General features: G+C 59.5%; 9 protein-coding genes and 2 pseudogenes. 6 read left to right on the top strand and 5 right to left on the bottom strand.

All coding sequences use genetic code 11. The annotated features are described in order from the left end of the window. Positions 1 to 1156: 1156 nt before the first annotated feature. Entirely contained in the window at positions 1157 to 1735 is a 579-nt protein-coding gene (locus tag AC0L15_RS07590) for a transposase (RefSeq protein WP_473494353.1), read from the top strand. Positions 1736 to 2161: 426 nt separating this feature from the next. Here AC0L15_RS07590 and AC0L15_RS07585 read toward each other — a convergent pair whose 3' ends face one another. From AC0L15_RS07585 to pdxR, 3 genes and pseudogenes are all read right to left on the bottom strand, one after another. Continuing rightward, a complete protein-coding gene (locus AC0L15_RS07585) occupies positions 2162 to 3004 on the bottom strand; it encodes a TIM barrel protein (protein WP_473496210.1) in 843 nt (280 codons plus the stop codon). Positions 3005 to 3999: 995 nt separating this feature from the next. Then, a pseudogene (locus tag AC0L15_RS07580) lies at positions 4000 to 4708 on the bottom strand (B3/B4 domain-containing protein). Between the two features lie 184 nt (positions 4709 to 4892). Further along, positions 4893 to 6431, bottom strand: a complete 1539-nt coding sequence (pdxR, locus tag AC0L15_RS07575; RefSeq protein WP_473496209.1) for a MocR-like pyridoxine biosynthesis transcription factor PdxR — start codon at positions 6429 to 6431, stop codon at positions 4893 to 4895. A 68-nt stretch (positions 6432 to 6499) separates the two neighbouring features. On the opposite strand from pdxR, the gene AC0L15_RS07570 reads away from it, so the two are divergent. The 5 genes from AC0L15_RS07570 (at position 6500) to AC0L15_RS07550 (ending at position 13100) form a co-directional block, all read left to right on the top strand. Continuing rightward, positions 6500 to 7738 carry a trans-sulfuration enzyme family protein gene (locus AC0L15_RS07570; RefSeq protein WP_473496081.1) on the top strand — a complete coding sequence of 413 codons (1239 nt, stop codon included), beginning with the start codon at positions 6500 to 6502 and terminating at the stop codon, positions 7736 to 7738. A 40-nt stretch (positions 7739 to 7778) separates the two neighbouring features. Next, entirely contained in the window at positions 7779 to 8681 is a 903-nt protein-coding gene (locus tag AC0L15_RS07565) for a dihydrodipicolinate synthase family protein (protein WP_473496080.1), read from the top strand. Between the two features lie 1173 nt (positions 8682 to 9854). Continuing rightward, a complete protein-coding gene (gene nodU / locus AC0L15_RS07560; protein WP_473480653.1) occupies positions 9855 to 11540 on the top strand; it encodes a nodulation protein NodU in 1686 nt (561 codons plus the stop codon). An 855-nt stretch (positions 11541 to 12395) separates the two neighbouring features. After that, positions 12396 to 12602 carry a hypothetical protein gene (locus tag AC0L15_RS07555; RefSeq protein ID WP_473496079.1) on the top strand — a complete coding sequence of 69 codons (207 nt, stop codon included), beginning with the start codon at positions 12396 to 12398 and terminating at the stop codon, positions 12600 to 12602. 66 nt (positions 12603 to 12668) lie between these two features. Further along, positions 12669 to 13100, top strand: a complete 432-nt coding sequence (locus tag AC0L15_RS07550) for an MFS transporter (protein WP_473496078.1) — start codon at positions 12669 to 12671, stop codon at positions 13098 to 13100. Between the two features lie 100 nt (positions 13101 to 13200). Here AC0L15_RS07550 and AC0L15_RS07545 read toward each other — a convergent pair. Then, positions 13201 to 13352, bottom strand: a pseudogene (locus AC0L15_RS07545) (nitrogen fixation protein NifQ); the annotation flags it as partial. A gap of 84 nt (positions 13353 to 13436) precedes the next feature. Next, positions 13437 to 14294: a LysR family transcriptional regulator gene (locus AC0L15_RS07540; RefSeq protein ID WP_473496077.1), complete on the bottom strand. Its 858-nt coding sequence runs from the start codon at positions 14292 to 14294 to the stop codon at positions 13437 to 13439. Position 14295 lies beyond the last annotated feature (1 nt).

Here is a 14295-nt window from a genome sequence, read left to right as displayed (position 1 = left end):
CTCACTAATGGTCGGGCGACCCCGAGGCCGGTCGGGGGCAGTTTTGGCGCCGTTTTGCAGCAATGCTTGCTGATGGCTCAGCGAAGCCCCCCGTGATCGCCCGGCTGCCGGAGGGGCAACCAGGCGTGCGCCCTTCAGCATTCCCAAACCTGACCGTCGTCGGCCTTGAGAACGCGCCATCGATCGAACGCGAAAAGCGGGTTGGCCGGCCTTCAGGAGGAGGCGAACACAAGTGAAGCGGCTTAAAGCTCGGCGTGAAAGGGGAAACAACTTTTCCGGACATATCGTGAGCGTGGCAAACTCGCTCCCAAGAAGTATAGCGGCCCGGTAAAGGCTCGGGGAATTTATGCACTCCGCGGGCCACGAAAACGTCCTGCCCAGGGCAAGCCTATATGGCTTTCCCGATTGCGCATGACGCCGCTGCGTGGCTCCGCAAAATCCACTCGGTCAGTACCGGGACGACGTTCCGACCAGGCGGCCGCCGCGGTACTCGTGGAAAAAGGGTCGCCCCAGCGACGACTGCGACGACGAGTAGCTTCGGTCAGGCTCCGTTCTTGTCGAAGGAGCCTGTCATGCTCTGCCGCTGCCGGACGACGCTCGATGCGAGTTCGACTCGGCTCGTGCCCTCCACTCTCCCAGCGCGCCAATTCTGCGCAGCTGTCCGTTCTTCTGCGCCAACTGATGTCGGTAATCAGCGGGCTAGCGTCGGTAGCACCGGCCTTCGGAGGTATGCCGTCCTGCACTGCCAGCGCAGATTGGATCGCAGCTCTTGAGCAGCTCCTTTCAGTTCGGATGCCAGCCGTCGCTCTACCGTCGAAAACACGGGAGATAGCTTTTGCATGCTGCAGGAATCCACCACCTCCTCGGTCCCGAGATGGCATTGCTACTTGCTCTTAGGTGCTCATAGGAACCGGTCTGTTCCGGGGTGTGCGTCGCCAGCGGGGCTTGCTCGGGCGGTCGGATGCATATAGCTCGGCTACAGAAGAAGCGGCCAGACCTTCATTCGTCGTCTGCCGCGACTTCCTGCATAATTCGTGTTCACAAGGAACGACCTATGAGGCGGCAGCCCCGAGCATTCACGGTGGAGATCAGACAGAAGCGCAGTTCTCAAAAACGGAGTCGTTCGATCTGGAGCGATGTCGATCTTACCGCAGCAATGGCCGAGACAACAAGGGAACTCGAGGAGATGGAGTTGCCAAATGGTCGCCCTGTTGACTCAAGTGTTGTAGCGCTTGATGCTGAACACTTTCACAAACCGCGAGCGGAGTATCTCATGGCAAATCCCCTGGACGCAGAACCAGAAATAACTGCAACGCAACCGGCAGCCAAGGTAGAGGGGCCTCAAAAGAAGAAAGCCAAACGGTCGCCGAGAGCAAAGGCTGAGGCTAGGCCGCCTGCTAGGAAAGCGCCCAATGCGGCGTCTCAGGCGGAGGAAGCACCAGCAGCGACCGTGCGGACCGGACGTAGGATCTACTCTGAAAAGGAGCGCGCCCAGATGCTCGCCCTGATACAGAAGTCTATCAGTGGCGGCGCCACCCTCAAGAGCGCCGTAAAGGAGGCCGGCATTTCGGAACAGACCTACTATCAATGGAAGAAAGCTGCGTTGCCCGCATCGGTTGGTGACGATCTGAAGGACCTCGTCGCGCTTGAGGAAGAAAACAAACGACTGAAGAGCCTGCTCGCGGAACGCCTGCGCAAGGAGAACGCGGAACTGAAGAGGAAGCTGGGGGTTTAATAACGCTGAATCGCAGATCGGAGCGCCAGAATTCTTGTCCGACGCACTATCGAGAGCTCATAGCTACGGGGTCTGGTATCGGCAGTTCTGGTCGGAGGAAGCGGTCGTCGGTGATCCCGGAGAGGCCGCCGAGGTGAAACAGCAGCTGCGCGACCGCGGTCCTAAAAAAAGATCACCTCAGGACCACCTGCGGTTGGCTCGCGCACTCGCCCTGCCCGCCACCAGTTACTCTTCGTCCGAAAATTCCGATAGTCCGCCGCCCTCAGCATCAGATCCAACCTTCGCCTTGCGGGCCCATCGAACTGCCGCGGCCGCCCAAGGCAGTCCAATGGCCAGTCTTGACAATGGTGATCCGGCAAGCATCCGCATGAGCGGGATACAGGAGCGATCTCGAAAAGACTTCTCCGCTCAATTTGTCTACGCGCCTTAGACCGGCACTCGCGCCAGTAGCCCGTGTCGGATGAGATCGATGCTGGCGGCAAATGCGCCTGCAGTGTCATTCAATGCGTGGACTTCCTCGACGAGCTCAAGAGAAAAGGGACCCGTATAGCCGCCATCAAGTAGCGCCCGGATCTGGCTGCAATTGTCGGAACCTCCCAAGAGGCGATCCGGGTGAACCCACAAGGCTGGATCGTTTATGCCTGAAATGTGCACGAGACCGGTCAGATCGCATAAGAAGGACGTCTCGCCGGCGAGTGTGTGGTGGAATGTATCGTGCACAAGCCGGAAGACGGACTGGCCATCAACCCCGGCAATAGCGTTAGCCGCTTCGTTCTTCGACCGAAGCGAGGAGGTCTGGAAGCCAAGCGGTTCGATGAGCCCAATCAGACCCCGCGACTGAAGTATCGGCTTGAGCGCCTTCAAGGCGACGCGGAGATTGCCATTGCGCTCGCCATTGGCGGACCACGAACCGTCGTTCACCGGCACCAGCATGAGCGCCTGGGCGCCACAGGCGGCCGCATAATCGGCGAGCTTGCTGGCCTCGGTCTTGCGGGCGGGAGTCCATTCGTTGAACCGCTGTAGAGCGTTGACTGAGATGATCGTGACGCCCGCTTCGGCAGCGGCAGACCGAACATCCGCCGACGGCTTGCCGCGCACAACAGCCTTACTGCAGGGATTATTCCGGATTTGCACGTCGGTCAGACCGAGATCGCGGGCGAGCGCGAAGAACGTCCTGACGTCAAGCCCGGGCGTCGCCATGTAGTCGAGTGCAAACCGAAGTGGCGCCTGGCGCACGGAGTGGCTTTCCTTCTTGAAGGCGGCCGCCATTCTCGGCTGACTGGCTTCTGCCGTTTGTTGATTTACGAGGCCGAAATGATCGGCATAGGGAGGCGAGTCGATCAAACTGACCCGCTCTTCATTCACACGATTGTGCTTCATTGTGAGCCGACTTTCAGGCAACGCATACTACCGCGCCTCTTGAGAACATTGATCTCCTAGGCGAAATGACCGAAGATCGATCGAGGCTATCCAGCTGCTTCCGCAGAGTAGGCGCCAACCCGGAAAGATGCTGAACCGATCCGGAGCCAAACTGATGTGGCTAGCTGCGAAATCGATATCATCATCTCGGAAGGCTGGAGGGGGTGTACATCGGGGGAACTCCTGTGTGCGTTGCAGGTCAGATACTTGCAATCTGGCCCTCTGGAAACAGCCAGTTCGTTGCAATTGAAGCCGTCCAGTTGGTGAAGTGGCATGGCGGGGATCATCGGGCTAACAATTTGGCGGTCCAACAATGAGGCCTCCGGCTTCTGCGCCCCCGACGTCTCTTGGCTTCGCCCAACCGTCCGTGGCTCCGCCGTCGCCGGCGTACCGCTACCGATCGAGTTGCCGGGCGATAAAGATAGAATCAGGGGCAGCCTTTCTGGCGGCCCTGATAGGGTGCTGTTGAAGACACCTACCCGGAGATGGCGCATCTCGTGCGGCTCGTTCAAGGGAGGAGGAGCGGCCAGTGCATTATGGCCCACGGTCACAACGAGCGCATGCTGCTGCCGATCGAGCGTGGCACGGCGCACGGTGCCGTGATGCCATGCTGTCGGCCGGCCGGCTTAGCCGACTGCGCTACGCATGTAGGTCGGGCGGCAGCAGGGCGTCGCTGCGGTGGCTGGCTGTTCCCGGGGAGAGCACGCGATTACCCGACGCTGCAGATCCATCGGATTGTCGCCGAGACTGCAAAAGCGCCAACCCCGTAAAGGGGCCCGGCCGGCACACGCTGCGTCACAGCTTCGCCACGCCTGGAGGCCGGGAGCGTCTGACGTCGAGATTGATCAAAGCAGCAACCCGAAGAGGTGCGCAATCTTTGGAACGTGGCTACGCTGGGCACGCCCTGGTGTCAGCTCTCTCAGACCGCTCACGAGCATCTTAGCCGCCTGCTCGAGCGCCTCTTCCGGCATCGCTGCCAAGCTTTCCAAAATAAACCACATGGCGGCCGCCCACCGCCTCCAACCGGGTGCGCGTGCCCCGCCGCCAATTCCAGCGGCGACATGTAGCTCCCAAATCGTCGCGCCAGATGACCTCCCCCTTGGAAGTGCTTCCGACGACCGCTTCCCCATTCAAAACAGTGTGGAAGGACTCCGTTCCTACGGCAATCGTCAGCCGCGGTTTGCCGACATATGCATCGAAATTTTCGCCGCCGATGGGTATTGAGGAACGCAGGCTCACTGCATTGTAGAGGTCAACGACAGGATTTATTGGTGGGATGCGGCCATCCTTCTCCACCCGTTTTTCAATGCCTGCGCCGAGCACGCCGTCCGGTATGGTTTCGCGCCGAACCGGACGTATGCCTCCGCCCAATTGGCCAAGTGCGCTTCTCCCCAGGCGGGTCCCCCCGCTCGGGCGAAATCGCAAGCCTCTCCCAACACGTCCCGAGCCATGACGCCTCGCGCACTGTCCTCTGCATCAACAAGAATGCTGATTGCGCGAAAGTCAGGTGCCGATCTCTGCTATTTCTTCGTCGATCAGCGGAAAATCCAACAACGCTTCCTCCTTTAAGCCGGCCGCGACGGCGCCTTGCTTCCACCGGATTTGAGAGTCTCCTCAAGAATTCCTTTCCCCAGGTCCCAGGGTCAGAGTCCTGCCCGGGACCCGGACTGGCCGACAGAGCCAGTCCCGGCAGGTCTTGCTGATTCAGTCTGCGATCAATGCCGGCGCAACTCTGGGGTCACGAGCCAGGCCCGCTCGCTGTCAGAGCGGGTGTTGAGCATCTTGCCGAATCTTCGGCAAAGCTTCTTACCCGTTGGATAGCTCCAGTAAGGAGCCGAACGCCATTCTCGATCTGCCGAATGGTCAGGGCGGAATAGCCCATCACCAGTCCAATCCGGTCAGCGCGGCCCTCATCTCGGATGTACAGCGATGAAATCGGATGGATGCCAACCCCGACCCGCCGCGCCTCTTCAACCAGGACGTCCTCCAGCGACCGAGAAAGATCCTTGAACCAGACGACGACATGCAGCCCTGCATCGGCCCCCTCGATGGCAATGCTGTCTGCGAACGCGCGTCGAAGGACGGCAAGCAGTGCCTCTCGCCGCTCGCCGTTAAGACGGCGGACGCGGCGCACATGGCTCTCATAACCACCGCTCTCGATGAGTGAGGCCAGGGCCTCCTGTTCCGCGACCGGAGAATGCCTGTCGAGAAGCTGCTTGGCCATCGCAAAGACGTCTTGCAACTCGGCCGGAACCACCAGGTAGCCGATGCGCAGCATCGGCGACAGTGTCTTGGAGATCGTGCCAACATAGATTACGGAACTGCGGTCTTCCAGCTTATGCAGCGGGGGCACCGGTCGAATGTCGTACCGGTACTCGCCATCGTAATCGTCCTCGATAATATAGGCGTCATTGCGCCGAGCCCATTCGAGGAGCTGATACCGCCGCGAAATCGACAAGACGGCGCCGAGCGGGAACTGGTGCGACGGGGTGACATAGGCCAGCCGCGCTGGGATCTCCTGCAGCAGCTCGGTCTTCATGCCCTCGCTATCGACGGCGACAGCGACGGGCGTGGCTCCTGTGCTGGCAAAGACTTGGCGCGCCATTCTATAGCAGGGATCCTCGATCACGAAGCTGTCAGAAGGATCGAGCAGCAGGCGCGCGCACATATCGAGGCACTGCTGTGATCCGCTGACGACGAGGATCTGCTCGACCTGGCAGCTAAGTGCTCGGGCACGCCACAAATATCCCTGCAGCGCCTGGCGCAAGCGATGCGAGCCGCGTGGATCGTGATAGGCCAGCCTTCCGGGGCTTTGTGACATCGCCGCGTTCATCGCACGCTTCCACGTCAGCGCCGGGAAATCAGATGGGGCGAGGTCGCCATAACGGAAATCGACCTTGAGGCGGTTGGGGAGGTAATCGCGCCGTGGCGGACTGGCGCGCAGTCGCTCGCCGTAACAGGAAAGGTGGATCGGGCCAGTCCGTTTCGGCACCGCGCTGGTCTCTTTACTTCGGACTAGCGAAGATGCAACGCGAGGTCTTGCGCCTGGAATGACCTCGATGAAACCTTCGGCGACCAGCTGATCATACGCCACGGTGACCGTGGTTCGCGACACACCGAGTTCATTTGCGAGGCCGCGTGACGACGGCAGCTGGCTGCCCGTTTCATAGATCCCAGCTAGGATCTGCTCGCGAAGAGCTTCGCAGATCTGGCGCGCGCCGAGACCTTGCGAGCGAGCTGTCGACGCTTCAGGAGAAGGCTGGACCATTTCTTTCATCGCCAACTGGACGTTCCATCTGAGTTAGTGTGACGGCATTGTCCCCGAAATCAAGAGGGCTAAAGCCGATGACCAGCGCCGAAGATCAGCTTGAAGCCGAGGCAACATCAACGCCGTCCCGGAACGACGTCGGTCTCGCATTCGCCACCCGGGCCATCCATCATGGCTACGATCCGGCCGGCTTTTCCAATTCCGTTCAGACGCCGGTGTTTCTTACATCGACCTATGGATTTGAAAGCGTGGCAGCAAACGAAGCCGTCGCAGCGCTTGGCGGAAGGCTCTACGCACGCGAATACAACCCGACCACCGAGATCCTCGAAAAGCGGCTCGCCAATCTCGAAGGAGCCGAAGCTGGGCTGGTACTCGCCTCGGGGATCGCCGCCTTCGGCACGCTGATCCTTTCGCTGCTTTCGCAAGGTGACGAACTCATTGTCCACAAGACACTCTATTCGAATACGCTCGCCATGGTCGAACAGGGGCTGCCGCAGTTTGGCATCAAGGTCGTTGCCGTCGACCTGTCGAATCCGAGCAATCTCAATGGCGCCATCACTGACAGGACCCGGCTCGTGTTCTTCGAGACGCCAATCAACCCGCTGAGCCGTATCCTCGACATCGCTGCCATTGCCGAACACGCCCATTCTCGCGGCGTGAAGGTCGCCGTCGACAGCACCTTCGCCTCGCCCGCCCTCCAGCGTCCGCTGGAACTCGGAGCCGACATCGTGATCCATTCGCTGACCAAGTACATCAATGGCCATGGCGATGCTCTGGGCGGTGTGATACTGGGCGATGCGAAAACACTGCACCTGCTGCGCGAAACTGGCCTGCGCTATCTCACCGGGGCAGCGCTCTCGCCCATGTCGGCGTTCCTGATTTTGCGCGGGTTGAAGACACTCACGTTGCGTATGGAGCGTCACAGTGTCTCTGGGCTTGCGGTCGCTCAGGCGCTCGAGGCGCACCCGGCTGTGGCTTGGGTTAGCTATCCATTTCTCGGCTCTCATCCCGACCATGAGATCGCGCGCAGACAGATGTCGCAAGGCTCGGGCATGTTGGCTCTCGGCCTCCAAACGGGGTTCGAGGGCGCGCGCCGTATGATGGACCGGCTCAAGCTGATCATCAGGGCGGTCAGCCTCGGCGACGCTGACAGTCTCATCTATCATCCGGCAAGCCTGACCCGCTCGCGCAAGTCAATCCGCAAGGACGCGCATTTGCCTGACGGAGTCGGCGACGACCTCATGCGTCTGTCGGTAGGGCTCGAAGACGCCGCCGATTTGATCGCGGATCTAGAGCAGGCGCTGGACGGGGTCTGACGCCCAACGCTTCACCCAATGTAACAACGGGAGCTTCAGCATGGCTTTCCTGAGCGGCCTTTCGGCCTTCCCAATAACGCCAAGCGACAGTGACGGCGGCGTCGATGTCCTGGCGCTTCGAAAGCTGACAGCGCGGCTTTGCGCAGCAAAGGTGGATTCCATCGGCCTGCTCGGTAGCACCGGCACCTACATGTATCTGTCGCGCGCGGAACGCCGCCGGGCGATTTGCGAGGCGCTGGACGAGACGCGTGGACGAGTCCCGCTCGTGGTGGGCGTGGGCGCTTTGCGCACCGATGAAGCGGTACACTATGCAAGTGATGCGAAGGCCCTTGGCGCAGCCGCGGGGTTGCTCGCGGCTGTTTCCTACACCCCGCTTACTGACGACGAAGTTTTCGAGCATTTTTCTACAGTGGCGCGCGAAAGCGGCCTGCCGATCGTGATCTACGACAATCCTGCAAACACGCATTTTCGCTTCACGCCAGCGCTCATCGAGCGTCTGGGACAGCTGCCTGAGATCCTCGCTATTAAAAACTCAGCCGACCGGGGCGATGCTATCAAAGGCCAACTTGCGCACCAGAAAAAAATTGTGCCGAAAGGATTCTCGATCGGCTACAGCGGCGACTGGAACGCCACCGAGGCCCTGATCGCCGGCGCCGATACATGGTACAGCGTCCTCGGTGGCATCTTGCCCGACCCCTGCCTGAGGATGGTCAGAGCCGCTCAGCAGGGCGACCACGCAGAAGCACACCGGATCGACACCACCCTGGCCCCGGTGTGGGAGCTTTTTAAGACGTTCTCGAGCCTTCGCGTCGTCTACGCAATCGCCGAGCTCCTCGAAATCTGTTCCGCCGAGCCCCCACGGCCAATCAAGCCGCTTTCCGCTGCCGCGAAGGGCCAGCTCGCCGGCGTCCTGGACCGTCTAGGATCAGGTGTCGGATCGTAAGCCGCGCGACTTCATATTGCCGAGGGAAAAATTTACGCACCGACGCTTTCGATGACTAGCCGAGATGTTCTCCATAATCTGATCGGGAACAATGCGCGCGGCGTGCTGATCACGACGCCAACACGTCCTCGTCAATGTGTTCGATTGGCAGAACGTCTTATCGGCGAGGGAGGTAGGCTTTCCGAGGCCGCCAACGCCTACATTTCTCCGGAAGAGTGTGCAGGCCAGACGACTTCCACTCGAAGCATCAAAGCCTTGAGCTAACAGCATTCAATCGCTGCGCAGGATCTTTGCTTAAAGCGCGGTTGCCACAAAAGCCCTTCGAGCAGCTGGTGGATGGGCCTCACCACGCAATACCTGCAGACAAGCGTCATCGCTACCCTCCGTTTCTCGGTCCGATGATGAAGGTCACGGATAAGGATAGCGGCCGCCTGGTTGACATCGAATACGATACGCTCAGAACTGTGGCGGCCAACCTGAACAACGACCTCCCTCTCAAATCTGTGCAAGCCGGTCATCTCTCCGCCCCCCAAGGCGATCATCCGTCAATAGGGCCGAGCTCGTCTTCTTTGCCGAGCCGACACTGCATCTGTGAGCCGAGACAATGCCCTGTGACCGACCCCGCGCTAGCCTCACACGCGCTTAGCCGCTCTGTTCCGCTGCCGATCTGCAGGCGGGATCCACCGGTTGTCGGAGGTTGTTCCTCCAACATGACGGCGCGATTCAAAAAGCCGAATAGGCCCTTTGGGCGCTGCCCTCGCCATCGAAACTCTTGTCGATTGAGACCTAAAGAGTAGCTTGATCAGGGAAGGCTCTCTTCTAGCGCGACCACCTTCGTGCTCAGCACGCGCGCTCGGTGCCGAGGGAGCGCGGCACCTCCCGGGACGCTGGTGACGTGTGACCATGGACATCCTTGCCCAACGGCTTGCGCCGGGCAGCCCTTCTCACCGTGCCGCACAGCGCTGCCTCGCAATTCTGGTGATTTTTGCGTGTCAGCCATTTTGTTCTAGATCACGCGGCAGACCTTATCATTCATCGCGCGGATGCCTCACATCCAAACAATCTAATTTACCGGTTTCTTATGATCCTGCATAGCGCGACATCAAAACCCACGACCATGTTTTCCAGTCGTTTTCTGCGGTTGCTCTACGGTCACCTCGACAAGGATCTACTATGCGTATTTGCGGTATCAAACTGACGCACGACGGGGGAATCGCCGTCGTGGAAGACGGCAGATTAGTCTTTTGCATCGAGCAGGAGAAGCTCGACAATAACCCACGATACCAACATATCGAACGGCTTGAGACGGTCGCCGCCGTTTTGGCGGAAAACGGGCTTGCTCCGCGCGATATCGACCGGTTCGTTATTGACGGATGGGACGGTGAAATCCAGTCAGAATTCCAGGTTCTGAGTAACGGCTCCCCTATCACTCTCAACGGCGCGCCATATGTGGAGCGGTACGCCGAAAATCCTCTGACAGCCTATCAAGGTTCCGGTCTCATGCTCGACAATGGGGTATGTTCTTATGAAAGCTACCCGCATGTTGTTGGGCACGTAGCTTCCGCATACTGCACCAGCTCATTCGCCAAAGCAGAGGAACCGGCATTTTGTCTGGTATGGGACGGCTGCATCTTTCCGCGGCTTTACTACGTCGAGCCAAGTGGAGTCCGATTTGTTGGGTGCCTGTTTCCGATGATAGGCCATGCCTATGCGGCCGCGGGCCAACATTTCGGTCCTTACAGGCAAGAACTGCGGACTGGCTGGAATCTCGGTATCGCCGGCAAGTTGATGGCCTATATTGCGCTCGGAGTGGTCCATGAACACATCGTGAATGTGTTTCAGGAGCTTTACGACGACCATTTTGCCTGGGATACGGACCTTGCTTTTGGCTACGGGAACAACAGCCACAGCGAAGACGCGTTACTCACGGCTGTGCACGACTTCTTCGATGCAAGCGCGTCGCGGTTAATCCCCGAAACGCCCGAGGACATACTTGCTTCGTTCCATGCCTTCGTGGAGCGTCTTCTCGTCCAGGGGATGACAAGGGCGCTGCGTGGGTACTCAGTCCCCAAAACCCGAAACCTGTGCATAGCCGGCGGATGCGGGCTGAACATCAAATGGAACAGCGCTCTTCGGGCGAGCGGTTTGTTCGACGCAGTCTGGGTGCCTCCGTTTCCAAACGACAGCGGATCGGCGATCGGTGCCGCTTGCTGCGCGCTGGCCGCCGACAAAGGTTTCGTGCATCTCGACTGGTCAGTTTACAGCGGGCCAAATGTGAGCCATGGCAAGGTTCCGCCTGGTTGGCAATCTGCTGCTTGCAGCCTGAAAGAACTTGCCAGCGTGCTCGCCGACAACAAGCCTGTGGTGTTCCTTGCAGGTCGCGCAGAGCTTGGTCCACGTGCTTTGGGAGCCAGAAGCATCCTGGCGGCCGCAACTTCGCCGGAAATGAAGGACCATCTCAACAAAATCAAAGTTCGAGAGCACTTCCGACCGGTAGCGCCAATATGCTTGGAGGATCGTGCACCTGACATGTTTGACCCCGGCACGCCGGATCCTTACATGCTGTTCGATCACCGAACCCGTTCGGAGTGGAAAGAAAAAATCCCGGCGGTCGTCCATCTCGACGGGACTGCGCGACTTCAGACAGTTTCGAGAACTTCTGAACACCCAATTGCAGAACTTCTGATAGAATATGAGAAACTCACGGGTATTTCGCTGCTCTGCAACACGAGTGCAAATCTCAATGGACGTGGTTTTTTTCCGGATGCGGCTGCCGCCTGTGAGTGGGGATGCGTAGACCACGTTTGGTGCGATGGATTGCTGTTGACCAAGACAGGTGCAAGTCAATTCGAGGGCTGAGCGGCGGGCTGTAACGAACTTGAGTTACCGCGCTCTAGCGCTGCAATCGCCGGCAGCATCGCTGAGGGAGCCGGATACTGCGGGTGCGTGCGGTTACGGCCCTTGAAGCTGCCCTGATCTGACGAACGAATCTGATCGTCATGGCCGATAAAGCGCCGAGACTGTGCTGTTGAGCTGGCAAGCACGCGAATGCTTTTGCTTAGCGATGTGACTGGAGGGTTCGAACACCAGGGCCTGCACGGCCCTGCCGACCGGCACGCCATTCGTGTGCTGCGGTGGTGACAAGCTTGAGCGAATTAGCTGTTTGAGCTCCTTCTGCCAACGGAATCCCGCATGCCTGCGCCAGCCGCGTTAATCTCTGGAGCGTCCGCCTTGCCGTCCGCGACTTTGCTCAGCACCGAGCCACTCGCCATAGCGCCGGGCACGTGGCCAACCACGTTGACCCCGACACCCTCCGTCAGTGTCAGCAAGTCGGAGTAGAGGTCCACATCCTTGAGCATGCTCCATTCAGGACCCATACGTGCGAGATCGGTTGCAGCAACCCTGTGCCGAAGAGCACAATTGCCAGCGCACGATCCTGGTGCCGTCGCGGGGTCGCTGCCGGTTCTTCTGACCGCCCGCGCGCCATGTCGATCATCCTCACCGGCGTACCGTCGCTGCCGTTTGCGCGGTCCAATCGGCGCCTATGTCGGCGACATCTGGGATGGCGAAGCGCCTTCATGATCGCTGCGGTCTTCCGCGCCGTTACACTGGTAGTGCAACTCATGACTTTTCCGAGGCTGCCTCCGATTGGAGCGGCCAGCTTCCGCAGTCTGCTGGACATGGCCAAGAATCCGATGATCAAAAGTCGCGATTTTGGTCGTCCTGCTGGTCGCTTCCGGGCATTTCTCCGGCTTCATCTATATCCGCGCCTTCCTCGAGAATGTTCCCGCGCTCAACATCGAGACGATCTCGCTCGTGTTGCTCGCCTTTGGCATCGGCGGCTTCTTCGGCAATTTGGCCGGCGGATTCTTGGCCGAGCACAGCCTCAAGGCAGTCGCGGCCCTGCCCCCCTGCTCATAGCGATGGCCGCTGTCTCGCTGCTGACGTTGAGAGCATCGGCCTGGGCCTCGGCGATTGCGGTACCGTATGGGGCTTGCCTTCGGCGCGGTGCCGGTGGGACTGCAGAAATGCATGGTGCTGCGCGCCACTCCCGAGCAGGCCGAAAACGCCGGTGGGCTGATGGCCGCAACGTTCCAAGTGACCATCGCCGCCGGCGCGATTTTCAGCGGACTGCTGGTGGACGATGCCGGCGTTGCCAGTGCCTTTGCCTACAGCGCCGTTGCCTCGTTCCTCGCTGCCCTGACAGTGTTCTTGCTCGGACCGAAGCGCGAACCTAGACCGCCTGACACAGGCCAGTGCAGCACGGGGAAAGATGCAATCGCATCAGCCGCGCGGTGCGATCCTGCTCACGATTTTTTGGCGATTGCAGCCATAGTCTCCGCGCGGTCGCAGGTTGTTGTCCGGTCGATTTCGACCAGCGGCGGCGTTTTGAATGATAGTGCCGACGAGAGAAGCTAAGAGTGCCGGACCGAAGCGGACCGCCTCGCGTCGACCGCTCGCCTCGTACGGCTATTAATACAAGGGCGAACCCGTGTTTGATCCGTGTGAGGCGGCTTTTCCATGCCTCCGGGCCGAAGCAGCTTTTGAAATCATTGCATTCCCGGCAATTGGGCGCGGTCCAAGGGGTAGACCTTCAGACTCGCACAGCCTGCGGTAAAAGTACTTCTTCCCCTTCATGTTTTTGGTGTTGCCGGCTACGAGCATCGGAAATCAGCAGCACACTGTTATGCAAAAATCATCGAATTGGAGTCAGACCCAATTTTTGCGTGCCGTTCGCCAGGAGCGCCCGCGGCTTCACATGCGGGATGCCTCCTGCAACATTATCTGCCGCATCCAGGTGCTTGCCGGATCACTGTTGTGAAGGGTGGGCCATTGGACGGCCTCAGTGAACGTGGGTAGTGGCAGGGGAAGTTCGACGATCCGTAGAGGGAAAGTCTTTTTGAAATGCTGAACCAGCCGGAAGGGCATGGTCGCTATACGATCTGTGCCTGAGACCATCGGCGGGATAATGCTAAAGGCCTGCACGATAATCTCGACACGTCTCTTGAGACCATGTTCAAGCAAAAACCGTTCCTCGATGGATGGCATTTGCGCACGGCCGACTCTGAACGCAATGTGCTTCATCGACACGTACCTCTCGAATGTAAGCTGCTGTGGCAGCTGCTTGTTCGTGGGGCAGCCTACGCACACGAATGTCTCGTCGAACAGCGCCGCTCTTGGATGCGCGCTCGACATGAACAATTCCGGAAGAATCAGAAAATCGACGTCACCGCGCCGGAGAAGCTCATCGAGATCGTCGTCGAGCGGCAGCAATTCGAAGCTGACGGCGGGTGCTTCGCGCGCAACACGCTCCACGACCTTTTCAAAAAACACGAGTGTGGCGAAATCGGAAACTATGATCCGGAAGCGGCGATCGGATTGAGCCGGATTAAACGGATCCCAAGAAATAATCGAGCACTGGATGTGCAAGAGTGCGCCGCGAACAGCGGGGGCGAGTGTTTCCGCACGTGGGGTTAGAACACGTTCGCGGCCGCTCATCGTAAACAGTTCATCGTTGAAATAATCGCGCAGCCGGGCGACGGCCGCGCTCATGGCCGGCTGACTTAGGTTGATGCTGCTTGCCGCCGCCGACAGGTTGCGCTGGGTCAGCAGT

It is taken from the genome of Mesorhizobium sp. WSM4846, from assembly GCF_055811415.1.
This window is presented reverse-complemented; position numbering and strand designations above follow the sequence as displayed.

What these genes read in the sequence shown, in the direction of transcription:
- nodU (WP_473480653.1), top strand. Translation starts at nt 9,855, where the DNA reads ATGCGTATTTGCGGTATCAAACTGACGCACGACGGGGGAATCGCCGTC.
- AC0L15_RS07550 (WP_473496078.1), top strand. Translation starts at nt 12,669, where the DNA reads ATGGGGCTTGCCTTCGGCGCGGTGCCGGTGGGACTGCAGAAATGCATG.
- AC0L15_RS07585 (WP_473496210.1), bottom strand. Translation starts at nt 3,004, where the DNA reads ATGGCGGCCGCCTTCAAGAAGGAAAGCCACTCCGTGCGCCAGGCGCCA.
- AC0L15_RS07565 (WP_473496080.1), top strand. Translation starts at nt 7,779, where the DNA reads ATGGCTTTCCTGAGCGGCCTTTCGGCCTTCCCAATAACGCCAAGCGAC.
- AC0L15_RS07570 (WP_473496081.1), top strand. Translation starts at nt 6,500, where the DNA reads ATGACCAGCGCCGAAGATCAGCTTGAAGCCGAGGCAACATCAACGCCG.
- AC0L15_RS07590 (WP_473494353.1), top strand. Translation starts at nt 1,157, where the DNA reads ATGGCCGAGACAACAAGGGAACTCGAGGAGATGGAGTTGCCAAATGGT.
- pdxR (WP_473496209.1), bottom strand. Translation starts at nt 6,431, where the DNA reads ATGAAAGAAATGGTCCAGCCTTCTCCTGAAGCGTCGACAGCTCGCTCG.